General features: G+C 57.2%; 17 protein-coding genes. 13 read left to right on the top strand and 4 right to left on the bottom strand.

The genetic code is table 11. The features are described 5' to 3' along the window. The first annotated feature begins 8 nt into the window (after window positions 1-8). The 3 genes from PHF39_RS02350 (at window position 9) to PHF39_RS02340 (ending at window position 1,745) form a co-directional block, all read left to right on the top strand. Entirely contained in the window at window positions 9-1,133 is a 1,125-nt protein-coding gene (locus tag PHF39_RS02350; RefSeq protein WP_300219783.1) for a TIGR04084 family radical SAM/SPASM domain-containing protein, read from the top strand. 105 nt (window positions 1,134-1,238) lie between these two features. After that, window positions 1,239-1,406 carry a CxxC-x17-CxxC domain-containing protein gene (locus PHF39_RS02345; protein ID WP_015286826.1) on the top strand — a complete coding sequence of 56 codons (168 nt, stop codon included), beginning with the start codon at window positions 1,239-1,241 and terminating at the stop codon, window positions 1,404-1,406. Between the two features lie 105 nt (window positions 1,407-1,511). After that, the gene (locus tag PHF39_RS02340) at window positions 1,512-1,745 is read left to right on the top strand and encodes a hypothetical protein (RefSeq protein ID WP_300219752.1); all 234 of its coding nucleotides are present in this window, start codon (window positions 1,512-1,514) and stop codon (window positions 1,743-1,745) included. A 36-nt stretch (window positions 1,746-1,781) separates the two neighbouring features. Here the strand turns inward: PHF39_RS02340 and PHF39_RS02335 are convergent, their stop codons facing one another. Further along, on the bottom strand, window positions 1,782-2,363 hold the full coding sequence (locus PHF39_RS02335; protein WP_300219750.1) for a hypothetical protein: 582 nt from the start codon (window positions 2,361-2,363) through the stop codon (window positions 1,782-1,784). A gap of 382 nt (window positions 2,364-2,745) precedes the next feature. On the opposite strand from PHF39_RS02335, the gene trpE reads away from it, so the two are divergent. The 8 genes from trpE to PHF39_RS02295 are packed head-to-tail and all read left to right on the top strand — an operon-like array spanning window position 2,746 to window position 9,777. Beyond that, on the top strand, window positions 2,746-4,272 hold the full coding sequence (gene trpE, locus PHF39_RS02330) for an anthranilate synthase component I (protein WP_300219748.1): 1,527 nt from the start codon (window positions 2,746-2,748) through the stop codon (window positions 4,270-4,272). Next, entirely contained in the window at window positions 4,269-4,850 is a 582-nt protein-coding gene (locus PHF39_RS02325) for an aminodeoxychorismate/anthranilate synthase component II (protein ID WP_300219746.1), read from the top strand. The genes trpE and PHF39_RS02325 overlap by 4 nt, the downstream gene beginning before the upstream one ends. Next, on the top strand, window positions 4,847-5,866 hold the full coding sequence (gene trpD / locus PHF39_RS02320; RefSeq protein ID WP_300219744.1) for an anthranilate phosphoribosyltransferase: 1,020 nt from the start codon (window positions 4,847-4,849) through the stop codon (window positions 5,864-5,866). The genes PHF39_RS02325 and trpD overlap by 4 nt, the downstream gene beginning before the upstream one ends. Then, on the top strand, window positions 5,863-6,618 hold the full coding sequence (locus PHF39_RS02315) for an indole-3-glycerol-phosphate synthase (RefSeq protein ID WP_300219742.1): 756 nt from the start codon (window positions 5,863-5,865) through the stop codon (window positions 6,616-6,618). Before trpD ends, PHF39_RS02315 begins: the two co-directional genes overlap by 4 nt. Continuing rightward, the gene (locus tag PHF39_RS02310; protein ID WP_300219740.1) at window positions 6,609-7,199 is read left to right on the top strand and encodes a phosphoribosylanthranilate isomerase; all 591 of its coding nucleotides are present in this window, start codon (window positions 6,609-6,611) and stop codon (window positions 7,197-7,199) included. Before PHF39_RS02315 ends, PHF39_RS02310 begins: the two co-directional genes overlap by 10 nt. After that, entirely contained in the window at window positions 7,196-8,371 is a 1,176-nt protein-coding gene (gene trpB / locus PHF39_RS02305) for a tryptophan synthase subunit beta (protein WP_300219738.1), read from the top strand. The genes PHF39_RS02310 and trpB overlap by 4 nt, the downstream gene beginning before the upstream one ends. Beyond that, window positions 8,368-9,174: a tryptophan synthase subunit alpha gene (gene trpA / locus PHF39_RS02300; RefSeq protein WP_300219736.1), complete on the top strand. Its 807-nt coding sequence runs from the start codon at window positions 8,368-8,370 to the stop codon at window positions 9,172-9,174. The genes trpB and trpA overlap by 4 nt, the downstream gene beginning before the upstream one ends. 57 nt (window positions 9,175-9,231) lie before the next feature. Further along, a complete protein-coding gene (locus PHF39_RS02295) occupies window positions 9,232-9,777 on the top strand; it encodes a DUF333 domain-containing protein (protein WP_300219734.1) in 546 nt (181 codons plus the stop codon). A gap of 44 nt (window positions 9,778-9,821) precedes the next feature. On the opposite strand, the gene PHF39_RS02290 is transcribed toward PHF39_RS02295, so the two are convergent. Further along, on the bottom strand, window positions 9,822-10,361 hold the full coding sequence (locus tag PHF39_RS02290) for a YkgJ family cysteine cluster protein (protein WP_300219732.1): 540 nt from the start codon (window positions 10,359-10,361) through the stop codon (window positions 9,822-9,824). A 105-nt stretch (window positions 10,362-10,466) separates the two neighbouring features. On the opposite strand from PHF39_RS02290, the gene PHF39_RS02285 reads away from it, so the two are divergent. After that, the gene (locus tag PHF39_RS02285) at window positions 10,467-10,883 is read left to right on the top strand and encodes an arsenate reductase ArsC (protein WP_300219730.1); all 417 of its coding nucleotides are present in this window, start codon (window positions 10,467-10,469) and stop codon (window positions 10,881-10,883) included. A 91-nt stretch (window positions 10,884-10,974) separates the two neighbouring features. Beyond that, window positions 10,975-12,189 carry an NADP-dependent malic enzyme gene (locus tag PHF39_RS02280; RefSeq protein WP_300219728.1) on the top strand — a complete coding sequence of 405 codons (1,215 nt, stop codon included), beginning with the start codon at window positions 10,975-10,977 and terminating at the stop codon, window positions 12,187-12,189. A gap of 4 nt (window positions 12,190-12,193) precedes the next feature. Here the strand turns inward: PHF39_RS02280 and truA are convergent, their stop codons facing one another. Together truA and PHF39_RS02270 are read right to left on the bottom strand one after the other, a co-directional pair. Continuing rightward, window positions 12,194-13,036: a tRNA pseudouridine(38-40) synthase TruA gene (gene truA, locus PHF39_RS02275; protein ID WP_300219726.1), complete on the bottom strand. Its 843-nt coding sequence runs from the start codon at window positions 13,034-13,036 to the stop codon at window positions 12,194-12,196. Next, window positions 12,991-13,668, bottom strand: coding sequence for a PHP domain-containing protein (locus tag PHF39_RS02270; RefSeq protein WP_300219724.1), 678 nt, complete (start codon window positions 13,666-13,668; stop codon window positions 12,991-12,993). Before PHF39_RS02270 ends, truA begins: the two co-directional genes overlap by 46 nt. Between the last annotated feature and the right edge of the window lie 24 nt (window positions 13,669-13,692).

Here is a 13,692-nt window from a genome sequence, read left to right as displayed (position 1 = left end):
GGAATCCCATGTACTTTCATCTCATCCTTACAGACAACTGCAACCTCTGCTGCAGTTACTGCCGGGCCAAGGCCTTCCTTGACCTGGATGAGAGCGAGAATGAGCGGGCAGTGGAGATTGACGAGAATATTCCCATTGACCTTGAATATGACCTGGATACCCTGTATGCATTCCTCAGGAAGGATCCATCGCCCACGGTGACATTCTACGGCGGGGAGCCGCTCCTCCGGGCCGATCTCATCGAGCGGATCGTAACGGAGGCGCCGGTTCAGCGGTTCATGATGCAGACCAACGGGCTCCTGCTAAACCGGCTTTCCCCGGCAATTATCAACCAGTTCACCACCATCTTCGTCTCCCTTGACGGGAAAAAGGATCTCACCGATGCAAGCCGGGGGGAAGGGGTGTACGATCGTGTAATGAACAATGTCCGGGATATCCGTTCCCATGGATACTCCGGAGAACTCATTGCACGGATGACCGTTACAGAGAAGACGGATATCGTGGATGCCGTCCACTGGCTGGCGGATAATCCCGACTTCCCGTTTAGCTCCATCCACTGGCAGCTGGACGCAAACTTTGCCGGTGACTTCTCCCGCCGGCAGTTTGCCGCGTGGGCTGCCGGAAGCTATAACCCGGGTATCCGGTCCCTTGTTCAGGACTGGGTCGACCATATGGAGACACATGGGGAAGTGCTCCGCTGGTACCCGTTCCTCGATCCCATGGAGGACCTTCTTCTCGGGCGCCCCTCGCTGCTCCGGTGCGGTTCAGGGCATACGAACTATTCCATCATGACCGACGGCCATATCGCACCCTGCCCGGTAATGATCGGTATGAAGCAGTACTATGCGGGCCATATCAGGGATGCTGATCCGCAAAACCTCGATCACATCTCTGTGGGCGGGGAATGTGAGACCTGCGCAATCCGATCGTTCTGCGGGGGCCGCTGTCTCTATTCCAACATCACCCGCCCCTGGGGCGAATCCGAACGACGCCTTGTCTGTGGGACTGTTGAGAACCTCCATGCAGCACTGAGTGCGGCTCTCCCAAGGGTAAAGGAACTCCTTACTCATGGCACGATTACCCGGGAACAATTCCATCATGAAAAGTTTAACGGGTGCGAGATCATCCCGTAACCAACCCATGGAAGCAGTTATATAAAAGCGCCTTTGTTGAGGGAGATGTATTTATACTGGACAGGTAATGGTATACTTGCAGATAACCACTGCATGAGTAAAACAATGGAGAGAAAGAGTTTTGGTGGCCCGAGAAATTTCGGTCCCAGGGAAATGACAAAGACAGTCTGCTCAGACTGTGGAAAGGAATGCGAAGTCCCGTTCAAGCCCACGGAAGGCCGGCCGGTCTATTGCAGGGACTGCCTGCCCAAGCACCGGAAACCCCGGTTCTGATTTCATCATTTTTCCTTTTTTCCCTGATTTCTTCCGGTATCTGGTTCCCGTTAACCTTATGCCATATCCGACAACCTCATCGTGTCTCCGGGCCATTGCTCCATTATGACTGTGTCATGGATCGAAGCGAAGGAATGTGCAGAGCGGGAAGGCTTGTCCCATGTGTACCATGATTGTGACAACGACACCTTCGGGGCATGCCGGGAAGGGGAGATCCAGGGATCATTCAAAGAAGGGGTATTCATCGAACATCGTTGTATCTGCATGCCCTCGCACCTGAGCGCAGAAGAGATGGAAAAGAAAGAGAGACAATTCCGAACAGAGAACCCGGATTGGTAATGCTGACAGGGGGCCGGGTCCTTTAGCCCGCTGTACCTATTGATTTTTACGGATCTCCTCCCGGAACCGGTTGATGACATCGTAGAGCATCAGGCGGAACTCTGCCCCGATCTCCTCCCACGATTTCGCATCCGTGACCTCACCTGATTCTGCCTCTTGTCCGGTTGGGCCCGGTGCACCAGCAACCTGCCCGCCGTAAGGCACCTCCCCGGCGCGGGACTGGAACCAGAGCCCGCGAAGGATCGCATAATACCCGCTGACGAGGACGATGAGAAATACCACTGTCGCAAGAATGGGAGCCAATAACGAGAACACGGAAGAGAGGGTTGTCGAAGTAACCATGTCCGTCCACTCGAAGATCCTGAGGAGGAACATGATGAAAAAAACACTGCCAAATGCTGTTATGATCGGTGCGGGGAGATTGAAGGGAAACGGGAATGCTGTAAAAACGTCACCGACCATGAGGATCAGCGCAATGAGGACAAGCAGCCAGAAATTTTCGTTGATGAATGTTACGCCGGAAGTGAAGATGGGGTTTTCCACGTAATGCATCAGGATGTTTGCAAGGACGATGGCGATCAGAAGGCAGATGATCCCGATCATCCGGGTTGCAAACACCCACCCCAAGGAATGTGAACGACAGCGCATCAGGATACCTCCCGGAATTTCGTATCAGTGTTGGAGGGCAGGCTATAAGAGTGTTGGACTCCGTTCAGGAACCGTTTGAGATAGGCGATCACAAGTGTGCGGTATCGTGATGCACGTGATTTGGAGAGCCCTAGGTACCCGGAATTCCCGCGCGATCGTACTGAATGAGATCCGCTGCACCCAAAAAATGCAACAAAAAATACTACAATAACCAAAAAATTACAATAATGTATAAATATGTACAAAGTTGACTATGTATTCACACTCTGCGGAAATGTTCCCGTACGAAAAATCAGGAATTCTCACAGACAGAACAACCGGCCCTTGAAAGGCCGGATCGGATACCAGAAAAATGGCGCAAAAACTGACACTCAATCTTGGATTGGATGAGTTCATAACCGCGGTAAAGACTCAGCCCAAACCGCTCATCATCCCCCTGTGTGCGGAACTGCCGCTCCCGGATATCTCGCCGCTTGACCTGTACGAAGGAACGAAGACAGGATGCGGGTTCCTGCTGGAATCAATGGAGGGGAGCGAGAAACTTGCCCGGTATTCCTTTATCGGGATAGAACCGGAGATGATCGTCACGGTACGGGATACCGTTGACGTTACCGGAAATGAGCTGTTTACTTCGATCGCCAGGGACCCTGAAGGGACAAATCCGGTTGACCAGATAAAAGCAATCCTCTCCCGGTTCCACTACATGAATGTCAAGGCACCCCGGTTTTTCGGGGGCATGGTCGGGTATTTCGCGTATGACTGCGTGTATACGCTCTTTGACAAAGTAACACCCGTCTCGAAAAAAGCGGCAGCTCAGCAGGACAGTTACCCCGATGCCCGGTTCATGCTCACAAAGGATTGTATCGTGATCGATCACCGGGACAAACGGCTGTTTCTCTTCTCCAGCCCGTTCCTTACCTATGACTCCGATCTCAGGGGGGAATATGAGCAATGCACACGGAAGATCCAAGCCCTTGCCAACAGGATCGCAGGGCTCGTACCAAAAAATCCGGATGTTATTCCCCCCTCCACAACAGTAACAACCTCTTCATTGGGCTCTTCTGTTTCGCAGAAAAGATTCGAGCAGGCAGTGACTGATGTCAGGAGCCACATCGTTGCCGGGGATATCTTCCAGGCAGTACTTTCAAGGAGGCTGGACTTCCCTGTTCCGGAACATCCCTTCGCGGTCTATGCTGCGCTGCGCGAGATCAACCCAAGCCCCTACATGTACTATCTCGATTTCGGCGATGAGAAGATCATCGGGGCAAGTCCCGAGATGCTGGTACGTGTCGAGAGACGCCGCGTGACAACGGTCCCGATTGCCGGAACACGGCCACGCGGCCGCACGGCAGAAGAGGACACACGGCTGGAGAAAGAACTGCTGATGGACAAGAAAGAGCGTGCAGAGCACACGATGCTCGTAGACCTTGCCCGGAACGACCTTGGCCGGGTCTGCCGCTTCGGGTCGGTGCAGGTCAGCGAGTTTATGGGTACTGAGAAGTTCTCCCATGTCCAGCATATCGTATCAACCGTCACCGGCACGCTCCGCGACAACCTTGACTGTTATGATGCCTTCAGGTCCTGCTTCCCGGCCGGGACCGTTTCGGGCGCCCCCAAGATCCGGGCAATGCAGATCATCGACGAGCAGGAGCCGGAGCGGAGGGGGCTGTATGCCGGTGCAGTGGGGTACATCGGATTCGACCGGAACCTGGATTTCGCCATTGCCATACGAACGATACAGGTGATGAATGGCCGGGCATATGTCCAGGTAGGTGCGGGAATCGTTGCCGATTCGGTGCCGGAAAACGAGTGGAAAGAGACCGAGAACAAAGCAGCGGCAATGGTCCGGGCAATCGAACGTTCTGGAGCCTGTTCATGAAAGTTCTGATTGTTGACTGTTACGACAGTTTCACCTATAACCTGTACCAGCAGGTGGGAAAGCTGGGAGCCGAACCGGTTGTCCTCCCCTGCGATGCTCCCCTTGACGTGATACGGAAAACTCCCTGCGATCGCATCATTCTCTCGCCGGGCCCGGGGACGCCGCAGGACGCCGGTGTTTGTCCTGATGTACTGGAAACGATGAGCCGGAAGATCCCAACGCTCGGGGTCTGTCTTGGCCACCAGGTGATCTGCACCGCATTTGGCGGGGAGGTTGTGCGCGCACCGCACCTGATGCACGGGAAGACATCTGTTATCCGGCATACCGGGATGGGGATCTTTTCCGGGGTCCCGACGCCCTTTGTTGCCACCCGGTACCATTCCCTTATCGCAAGTGATGCCTCCCTTCCCGACGAACTGGAAGTCACTGCAACCAGCACCGATGACGGCTATATCATGGGGGTTCGTCACCGCTCTTACCCGATTGACGGCGTTCAGTTCCACCCGGAGAGTGTCCTCTCAACGGAGGGGGACCACATCATCAGGAATTTCCTGTATCACATGGGGGCGGGATCATGACCTTCCGGGCAATCATCCAGCGGCTGATGGACCAGCAGGACCTTACCGAGGCCGAGGCGGCCGGAGCCATGGACACGATCATGGAGGGCAAAGCAAGCCCGGCACAGATTGGTGCGTTCCTGACTGCGCTCCGGATGAAAGGAGAACGACCTTCTGAGATCGCCGCGTTTGCCCGCATCATGCGGCAGCACGCTGTCTCCATCAGGCCGGTTACGACACGGCTGCTGGTCGACACCTGCGGCACCGGGGGCGACAGCATGCACACGTTCAATATCAGTACAGCGTCGGCATTCGTTGCCGCGGGTGCGGGAATCCCGGTTGTCAAGCATGGCAACCGGAGCGTCAGCAGCAACTGCGGTTCTGCGGATGTCCTGTCAGAACTCGGGGTGAACATCGCCCCTGAACCCGGTTCACAGGCAGCGATTCTTGAGAGGGCGGGTATCGCGTTCCTCTTCGCACCAATACACCACCCGGCCATGCGCCACGTGATGGCGGCCCGGCAGGAGATCGGGTGCAGGACGGTCTTCAACATCCTTGGCCCGCTGACAAACCCGGCAGGCGCACAGGCGCAGGTGCTGGGAGTGTACCGCCCGGACCTGACTCCCACGATGGCGGAGGTCTTACGGCTCCTTGGGATATCCCGTGCCATGGTGGTCCACGGCAGCGGTCTTGACGAGATCACCACGACAGGGGAGACGGTGGTGTCGGAACTGATGGGCGATTCAATCCGGAACTATTCCCTGGATTGCAGGGACTATGGCATTGCACCTGCACAGGTCCCTGATCTGTCTGGCGGGGATTCTGCTGCCAATGCACGCATTATCCGGGACATCCTCCATGGTGAGCGGGGTGCAGGAAGGGACATCGTGCTCATGAATGCCGGCGCCGCCATTTATGTCGGGGGCATGGCCCGCGACCTGCATGAGGGGATCATGCTTGCCGGAACATCGATCGATTCGGGAAATGCCCTTGCACGGCTCGACGCACTGGTGGATGCCACACGGGGTGCCGCATGATCCTCGACGATATCGTCCGGCGCACGGAGAAGCGGGTGGCCCTGCTTCCCGAAACATTTCCGGAACCTTCCCGGAACAACCATGCCAGCCTGATCACGGCTATACGGGAGCGGGATGGTAAAAACGCCGTGATCGCAGAGATCAAGTGTGCCTCCCCCACCCGGGGTATCATACGGCGCAGCGTGGACATGGCGCAGATGGCCGGCGTACTTGCAGGAGCCGGGTGCGTTGCGCTCTCGGTGCTGACCGAACCCTACTTCTTCGGGGGCACCGGGCAGGATATTGCCCGGGTCAAATCGGCAGTGGATGTACCGGTGCTCCGGAAGGACTTCATCATCGACGAGCGCCAGATCGCAGAGTCACGTGCTCTCGGGGCAGATGCCGTCCTCCTGATTGCCGCTGTATTGAAGGAGCGCCTGCCGGCATTTGTCGACATGGCGACAGACTATCATCTCGAACCGCTGGTCGAGGTCCACAATGCTGCTGAAGCTGAATCCGCGCTCGATACGGGCGCAATCCTGATTGGCATCAACAACCGGAACCTTGCCACCCTGACCATCGATCGCTCGACAACACGTATCCTGTCCGGGACCATCCGGGGAAAGGGGAGGCTGATTGTTTCAGAGAGCGGGATGCGGTCGGCAGACGATATCCGCGAGATGCGGGGATACTGTGACGCATTCCTGATCGGTTCATCCATCATGTCGGAGAAACAACCGGGAAAGAAACTGGAGGAGTTCGTATGCGCATAAAGATCTGCGGCATCACCAGGCCGGAGGATGCACGTTTTGCCGAAGAGGCCGGGGCCGATGCCATCGGCGTTGTTGTCTGCTCGGGGGACGTTTCAAAGAGGAATGTCTCGCTGGAGCAGGCAAAAACAATCTTTGATGCCGTCGGCCCGTTCACCACAACGGTTGTCGTGTCGCACACAAGCTCAGAAGACGAACTCCAAAGGATGATTGCTCTCCATCCGGACGCGATCCAGGTATCACACCCGTTCAGGTTTCCTGACGATCATGGGGTGAAGATCATCCGCGTTGTCGGCAGGGGAGACCCCTTGCCTGTCGATTGCGATGCCATCATTGTTGACGACAGCCACGGGACCGGGAGAACGTTTGACCGCTCGTACGCAAGGGAAGCGGCTAAAACTTCTGACATCCCGGTCATCCTTGCCGGGGGCCTTACACCGGAAAATGTCGGGGGTGCAATCCACGAAGTCCGTCCGTATGCCGTGGACGTGGCGAGCGGAGTCGAGATCTTCTCGGGGATCAAGGACCATACGAAAATCAAGGCGTTTATCGCCGCATGCCGCTGGCAGGAGCAGATACCATGACACTGGAAAAACGATACGGGGATTATGGCGGACAATACGTCTCAGAAACCCTGATGAACGCGCTGCTGGAACTGGAAACAGCATACGAGAAGATCGGGGAGGACAGGACGTTTGCACCGGACCTGGCTGCACTCCAGAAAGAGTATGCCGGGCGGGAGACCCCCCTGACGTTCTGCCCGAACGCTTCAAAGGAGCTCGGGTGCAGGATCTACCTCAAGCGGGAGGATCTCGTTCACGGCGGCTCGCACAAGCTGAATAACACGCTCGGGCAGGCATTGCTGGCAAAACGCATGGGGAAAAAACGGCTCATCGCCGAGACCGGTGCCGGCCAGCATGGCGTTGCAACAGCGATCGTTGGCGCTGCATTCGGTATGCAGGTAGAGGTGTACATGGGCGAGGTGGACACGAAGCGGCAGGCGCTCAATGTCTTCCGGATGGAACTGATGGGGGCAAAGGTCATTCCGGTAACATCCGGGACTCGCACCCTCAAGGATGCAACAAACGAAGCGCTCCGCGACTGGGCGGCCAATGTGCGGAACACCTATTACCTGATCGGGTCGGTTGTCGGCCCGCACCCGTACCCCCGGATTGTCCGCGACTTCCAGGCCGTGATCGGCCGGGAGACCCGCGGGCAGGTACTGAAAAAAGAGGGGCGGCTGCCGGACACGATCGTTGCCTGCGTTGGCGGCGGCTCGAATGCCATGGGGATCTTCTACCCCTTCGTCAAGGACGATGTCGAACTCATAGGTGTCGAGGCAGGGGGCAAAGGGATCGAGACCGGCGAGCACTCAGCAACGCTCTGTGCCGGCGAGCCGGGCGTGCTGCACGGCGCCTTCTCGTACCTGCTGCAGGATCCCGACGGCCAGGTGCTGCCCACCCACAGCATCTCTGCCGGGCTCGACTACCCCGGCGTTGGTCCCGAGCACGCAATGCTGAAGGACAGCCACCGGGTAACCTACGCCGCAGCCAATGATGCGGACGTACTCGATGCGTTCCGGTTCCTCTCGCGTTCCGAAGGGATCATCCCGGCGCTTGAATCGGCCCATGCCGTTGCCTACGTGATGACGAACCGCGACCGGTTCGAGCGCGATGACATCGTGGTCATCAACCTCTCCGGCCGGGGAGACAAGGATGTGGCAGAAGTGGCACGGATGCAGGGGTGTGCAGTATGAGCCGTATCGACCGTGTGTATGAGAAGCGCGGTAAGACCGCGTTCATCGCGTTCACTGTTGCCGGGGACCCGGACGAGGCCACCTCACTCCGGGTCGCAAAGGCACTCATCGACGGCGGGACTGATATCCTTGAATTCGGCGTGCCATTCTCGGACCCGGTTGCCGACGGCCCTGTGATCCAGCGGGCCGACGAACGGGCACTGGCTGCCGGCACGAATCCGGATACCATCTTCAGGCTTGTGAAGGCGGTCCGGGAATACTCTGATATCCCCATCGTCTTCCTGACCTACTATAACATTGTCCACAAAAGAGGCATTGACCGGTTTTACCGCGAAGCCCGCGAAGCCGGTGTCGACGGCATCCTTGTCGCGGACATGCCGGTGGAAGAGTCCGCCGGGGTCATGGTGGCGGCTGAACGGTACGGGATCGACCCCATCTTTCTGGTCACGCAGACGACATCCGATGAAAGGATTGACAGGATCGCAAAAAAGGCGCGGGGATACCTCTATCTTGTCGCCGTGCTGGGAGTGACCGGCGTCCGTGATCAGGTATCATCAGAAGCACTTGAGCTCCTCAGCCGTGTCCGCAAGCACACGGACCTCCCACTGGCCCTTGGTTTTGGCATCTCATTACCGGATCATGCAAAGACCTGCACAGAAGCGAATGCCGATGGCGTTATCGTGGGCAGCGCTATTGTCAGCATTATTGAACGGAATCTTGGCAGCCCTGAGTCAATGGAACGAGAACTCAAAGAATATGTTGCACAGATGAAAGCGGCAATTCATTGCGCAATCAGGGAATAGCGCCATAATTACACTCTCTTTTTATAGTGCGCCCGCAAACGATACCGGGGAATTATCATGATTTCCAGAACAGGTATTTTTGTACTTCTTGGTGCATGCATCATTGCAGGTATCTTCATTGCAGGCTGCACACAGCCGCAGGCAACGACCGCTGTCCAGACAACCGCCCCGTCCGTACCTGCAGCACCCGCTGCTGAAGTGACTGTAGGCATGGCAAATCCTGCCTCTGTGAACTGCGGTACTCTTGGGGGAAAAACAGAGATCAAGACTGCTTCTGACGGCGGCCAGTACGGCATGTGCACTTTCACCAACGGGACAACCTGCGAAGAGTGGGCACTTTTCCGTGGCGAGGGCTGTATAGCAGATGCTCCGGTAGCGAATCCCCCATCCGCGGGCAAGCCTGAAATGGCCGGTATGGCTAACCCCGCATCCGTGAACTGCGACACCCTTGGTGACAAGATCGATATCAGGACTGCGCCGGACGGCGGCCAGTACGGCATGTGCAGCTTCCCCAACGGGACAAACTGCGAAGAGTGGGCGCTCCGCGGCGAAGGCTGCAAGCCCTACACAGCACCAGTGGCAACAACAACTGCAACCCAGTAAAACGTGCCCGTAACAGGTTCCAGGTAACGATTCCTGTCGGACAGTTACTTTACTGCATCCCCGCGGAACGCGTGTGCCGCGAGAATGGCAGTGACCTTTTTTGCCCAGGCGGGATCATTTCCCCCGGGCGGATGTGCATGGGGAAGCGGAGCTATCTGTTCCTTCCAGAGCCGGTCCAGCGTTTCGTCAGTAGTCCTGATCTCCCCTGCACCAATCACCTTCCCGATAAGCTGGTTCTCCCTGTCGTACACGAGCATCCGGTAGCATTGGAATTCCTGGCATACGGGGGGCCGGCTGTCGTAGATGGCGCAGTCAAATCCCCCGCCATCCGCTTTGCGACAGAGAAACGGGCAGGGCTTTTTTCCGGGAGATGCAACCGCACCGGACTGACGCGAGTATCGATCGGAGACCTCGTCCGCATATTCACGGTTTACGTGGACCGGAAACACGTTTCTGGTCAGAGAGTACTGGCAATAGTAATCACGGTCACTCAGCTGCCGCTCGATGGAAATGAACGATCCAAAGCTGGAGCAGCACTTGCCACAGGAGTTGCAGGTGAATGTTGCCATACGGTGATCGTTCATACGACCGCTGTAATCATAAAGACAGGTAATCCGCCCAATGCTTTTCAATCAGCATGCAGACATACCACACAACCAGCAGGAGATAGTATCACGGGAGATAATCGCATGGCCAAAACCAGGGTCCTCTTTATCTGTACTGCGAACGCTGCCCGCTCCCCGATGGCAGAGGGATTGCTCCGGGCCCGGTATGGCGACCGCTACGAGGCGTATAGTGCCGGCACACGCCAGTCAAGAGTGAGTACGCGGGCGATAGCCGTGATGCAGGAGATCGGGATCGATATCTCGCATCACCAGTCAAAGACCCTTGATGCTGTCTCCGGCATCCCGTTCGATCTCGCTGTTACGCTCTGCGACAAGGCGCATACAGTCTGCCCGGTTGTTTCGAACGCCGCGAGGACGATACACCATGGATTTTTTGACCCGCACCTGACCCCGGGGACAGAGGAGGAGGTCCTTGCCGGGTACCGGAGGGTCAGGGATGAGATCGCAGCGTGGATTGATATCGCGTTTGGTCCGGCATGAGCTGAGATGCACCAGGTCTTGGTTGTGGAACCGGATCTGACAACAAGCTTGATGAAATGCCATTGCCTTCTTTGAAGTAGGACCGGTCTTGATGAAACGGGCAAAGAAGGCGGACATTTACGCAGAATCGCTTGAACTCCACCGGAAGCACAAGGGCAAGATAGAGGTCTATTCGAAAGTCCCGGTGAAGAACCGGAAGGACCTCTCCCTTGCCTACACACCCGGTGTTGCAGAGGTCTGCCGGGAGATCCACAAAAACAGGGACCTTGCCTACAAGTACACGCTCAAGGCCAACACCATTGCCATCGTGACCGACGGTTCCCGGGTCCTCTCGCTCGGGAACATCGGGGGATATGCTGCAATTCCTGTCATGGAAGGAAAGGCACTCCTCTTCAAGAAGCTTGCAGGCATAGATGCGTTTCCGCTCTGTTTCGAACGATACCACCGGGAATTTTCCGACGATATCAGGAATATCGCGCCGGTCTTTGGCGGGATCGCACTGGAGGATATTGCAGCTCCCCGGTGCTTCGAACTCGAAGAGTCACTGCAGGATATCGGCATCCCGGTGATGCATGACGACCAGCACGGTACCGCTGTGGTTGTCCTGGCAGCGCTCATCAATGCCTGTAAAGTGACAAACAAGAAGTTCGAGAATTTGAATATCGTGGTGTGCGGTGCAGGGGCGGCAGGATATGCGATCACCCGGATGCTCAAGTGCATCGGGTACAATCCCAATATCTGCAGCAGTGTCAATGACATCATTGTCTGTGACCGGAACGGGATCATCCACCGGCGCCGAGACGGCCTGTACGCAAACAAGTACAAGTTCATCATCAGCGAGGAGACCAACAAATCCGGCAGGACGGGATCCCTTGCCGATGCCCTGAAAGGGGCCGATGTCTGTATCGGCGTCTCCGTGCCCGGGATCATCACCCCGTCCATGATCCGGTCCATGAACAAGGACCCGATCATCTTTGCCCTTGCCCACCCCACACCGGAGATCCTGCCCGGGGACGCACTGCTGGCAGGCGCAGCAATCGTCGGCACCGGCCGGAATGATTATCCCAACCAGATCAACTATGCGCTTGCATTTCCCGGGATCTTCCGGGGGGCTCTCGATGCCCGGGCAACGCGGATCTCCGATGAGATGAAAGTCGCAGCAGCCCACGCGCTTGCAGATTTCGTCAAGCACCCGCGCCATGACCGGATCCTGCCTGCTATCCTGAACCGTCGCGTTGTTTCCGCTGTGGCTGATGCGGTCCGGAACGCCGCCGTGGAAAGCGGTTGTGCACGGGATATCGGTTAACCGATCAGGAAGAAGGCCGGTCCTGTTGCAATACCCGGCACACATTATCCATCAGCGAATGGTGCCGCATGAGATCGTCAATAAAATGTGCGCTCCGCTCCCGGGCAGCAATCGGCTTCCAGGAGATGCCACAATCGGTATCCCACAGGACAAGCCCTTCGGCCGGAGCAGGTGTGAGGGCTTTTTCCGGCTCCGCCGTGAGGAGCTGGTCGATGAAATCCTCATCCTCCTCTCCTTCACCGACACGGAGCAGCGCAGTCGCCATGCAGCGGACCTGGTGCCAGAGGAAACTCTCTGCGGTCACCTCAAGGCAGACAAAACCTCCCTCGTCCAACACCCGTGCGGAATAAACGGTCCGAAACGGGCTCCTCCCATCCATCCGTGCAAAGCTGGTGAAGTTATGGTTCCCCACAAACCGGCTAGCCGCCCGGGTCATTGCATCGGTGCTGGGCGGGGCACGGGAAAAGTAATACCGGTACGTGCGCTTCTTTGCGTCATACCGCGGGTGGAAAGCAGGGGGTACCTCTGCATACGCCGTGCACCAGCAGTCGGGAGGCAGCTGCAGGTTGATTGTCGCGATCGCACGCTCCGGTGCGTCCGTTGAGAATGCTGCAACCTGCCCAATCGCGTGAACTCCCCGGTCGGTCCTTCCGGCAAACAGGAACCCGGCCTCCCGCCAGTCGGAGAAGAGACTGAGCCGCTGGCAGGCAGCAACGAACTCTCCCTCAACCGTCCGCTCGGATACCTGCATCTGGGATCCGAAAAACCGGCTGCCGAGATAGGATACCCGGAACGCGAGCCTCACCGGAGCTGGATGTGACGGGTGATCCGCTTGATCTTTCTCCATGTGTTGTTGATCGACTGGCGCGTGTACGTGCGCAGCGGCGTCTTCCTGCCGCCACAGGATACTCTTCCGGCCCGGATTGCATCGAGAATGGCCGGAACATTCTTTTCCGCATCAACATAGGTCCGGCCAAACCCGATGAACCGTGCATTATGGGCATCGCTCCCGCCGACACACGGCTTTCCGAGGCGTTTAGCAATGCGGGCTGCCTTCTTGTTTGCCGAGCCCACGATATACCTGCTGTTGAAGACCTCGACGGCATCGACCGCGTTCATCCCCACATTCTTCCGGCGGGCAACGCCGTGGCGCCAGACATGGTACGGGTGGGGGAGGATGGCAAGGGCATGCATCTCCCGTGCTATCTGTACCGTTGCGACAACGTCGAGGCCTGCCGGAATGACTTCCGTCACGCCGAGTACCAGCAGGTGGCCCTGTTTTGTGGAGACTTCGATACCCGGGATGACCAGAACGGGAGACGGGATGGTCAGTGCTTTCTTCGCTCCTTCGACAGAATCATGGTCCGTGATGGCAATGGCATCGAGCCCTTCCGCCTCGGCCTGCCGGAGGATCTCCTCGACACTGCTCTCGCCGTCTTTGGAATAACTGGTATGCACGTGCAGATCGCAGGCAAGCATCTGATCATAGTGTTTTTATCTCTC

Source organism: Methanoregula sp. (assembly GCF_028712425.1).
Classification (GTDB): domain Archaea; phylum Halobacteriota; class Methanomicrobia; order Methanomicrobiales; family Methanospirillaceae; genus Methanoregula.
The sequence above is the reverse complement of the archived record's forward strand: the minus strand, read 5'-3'. Positions and strand labels throughout refer to the sequence as shown.

Coding starts and splice junctions, on each gene's coding strand:
- PHF39_RS02350 (WP_300219783.1), top strand. CDS start 9: ATGTACTTTCATCTCATCCTTACAGACAACTGCAACCTCTGCTGCAGT.
- PHF39_RS02345 (WP_015286826.1), top strand. CDS start 1,239: ATGGAGAGAAAGAGTTTTGGTGGCCCGAGAAATTTCGGTCCCAGGGAA.
- PHF39_RS02340 (WP_300219752.1), top strand. CDS start 1,512: ATGACTGTGTCATGGATCGAAGCGAAGGAATGTGCAGAGCGGGAAGGC.
- trpE (WP_300219748.1), top strand. CDS start 2,746: ATGGCGCAAAAACTGACACTCAATCTTGGATTGGATGAGTTCATAACC.
- PHF39_RS02325 (WP_300219746.1), top strand. CDS start 4,269: ATGAAAGTTCTGATTGTTGACTGTTACGACAGTTTCACCTATAACCTG.
- trpD (WP_300219744.1), top strand. CDS start 4,847: ATGACCTTCCGGGCAATCATCCAGCGGCTGATGGACCAGCAGGACCTT.
- PHF39_RS02315 (WP_300219742.1), top strand. CDS start 5,863: ATGATCCTCGACGATATCGTCCGGCGCACGGAGAAGCGGGTGGCCCTG.
- PHF39_RS02310 (WP_300219740.1), top strand. CDS start 6,609: ATGCGCATAAAGATCTGCGGCATCACCAGGCCGGAGGATGCACGTTTT.
- trpB (WP_300219738.1), top strand. CDS start 7,196: ATGACACTGGAAAAACGATACGGGGATTATGGCGGACAATACGTCTCA.
- trpA (WP_300219736.1), top strand. CDS start 8,368: ATGAGCCGTATCGACCGTGTGTATGAGAAGCGCGGTAAGACCGCGTTC.
- PHF39_RS02295 (WP_300219734.1), top strand. CDS start 9,232: ATGATTTCCAGAACAGGTATTTTTGTACTTCTTGGTGCATGCATCATT.
- PHF39_RS02290 (WP_300219732.1), bottom strand. CDS start 10,361: ATGAACGATCACCGTATGGCAACATTCACCTGCAACTCCTGTGGCAAG.
- PHF39_RS02285 (WP_300219730.1), top strand. CDS start 10,467: ATGGCCAAAACCAGGGTCCTCTTTATCTGTACTGCGAACGCTGCCCGC.
- PHF39_RS02280 (WP_300219728.1), top strand. CDS start 10,975: ATGAAACGGGCAAAGAAGGCGGACATTTACGCAGAATCGCTTGAACTC.
- truA (WP_300219726.1), bottom strand. CDS start 13,036: ATGGAGAAAGATCAAGCGGATCACCCGTCACATCCAGCTCCGGTGAGG.
- PHF39_RS02270 (WP_300219724.1), bottom strand. CDS start 13,668: ATGCTTGCCTGCGATCTGCACGTGCATACCAGTTATTCCAAAGACGGC.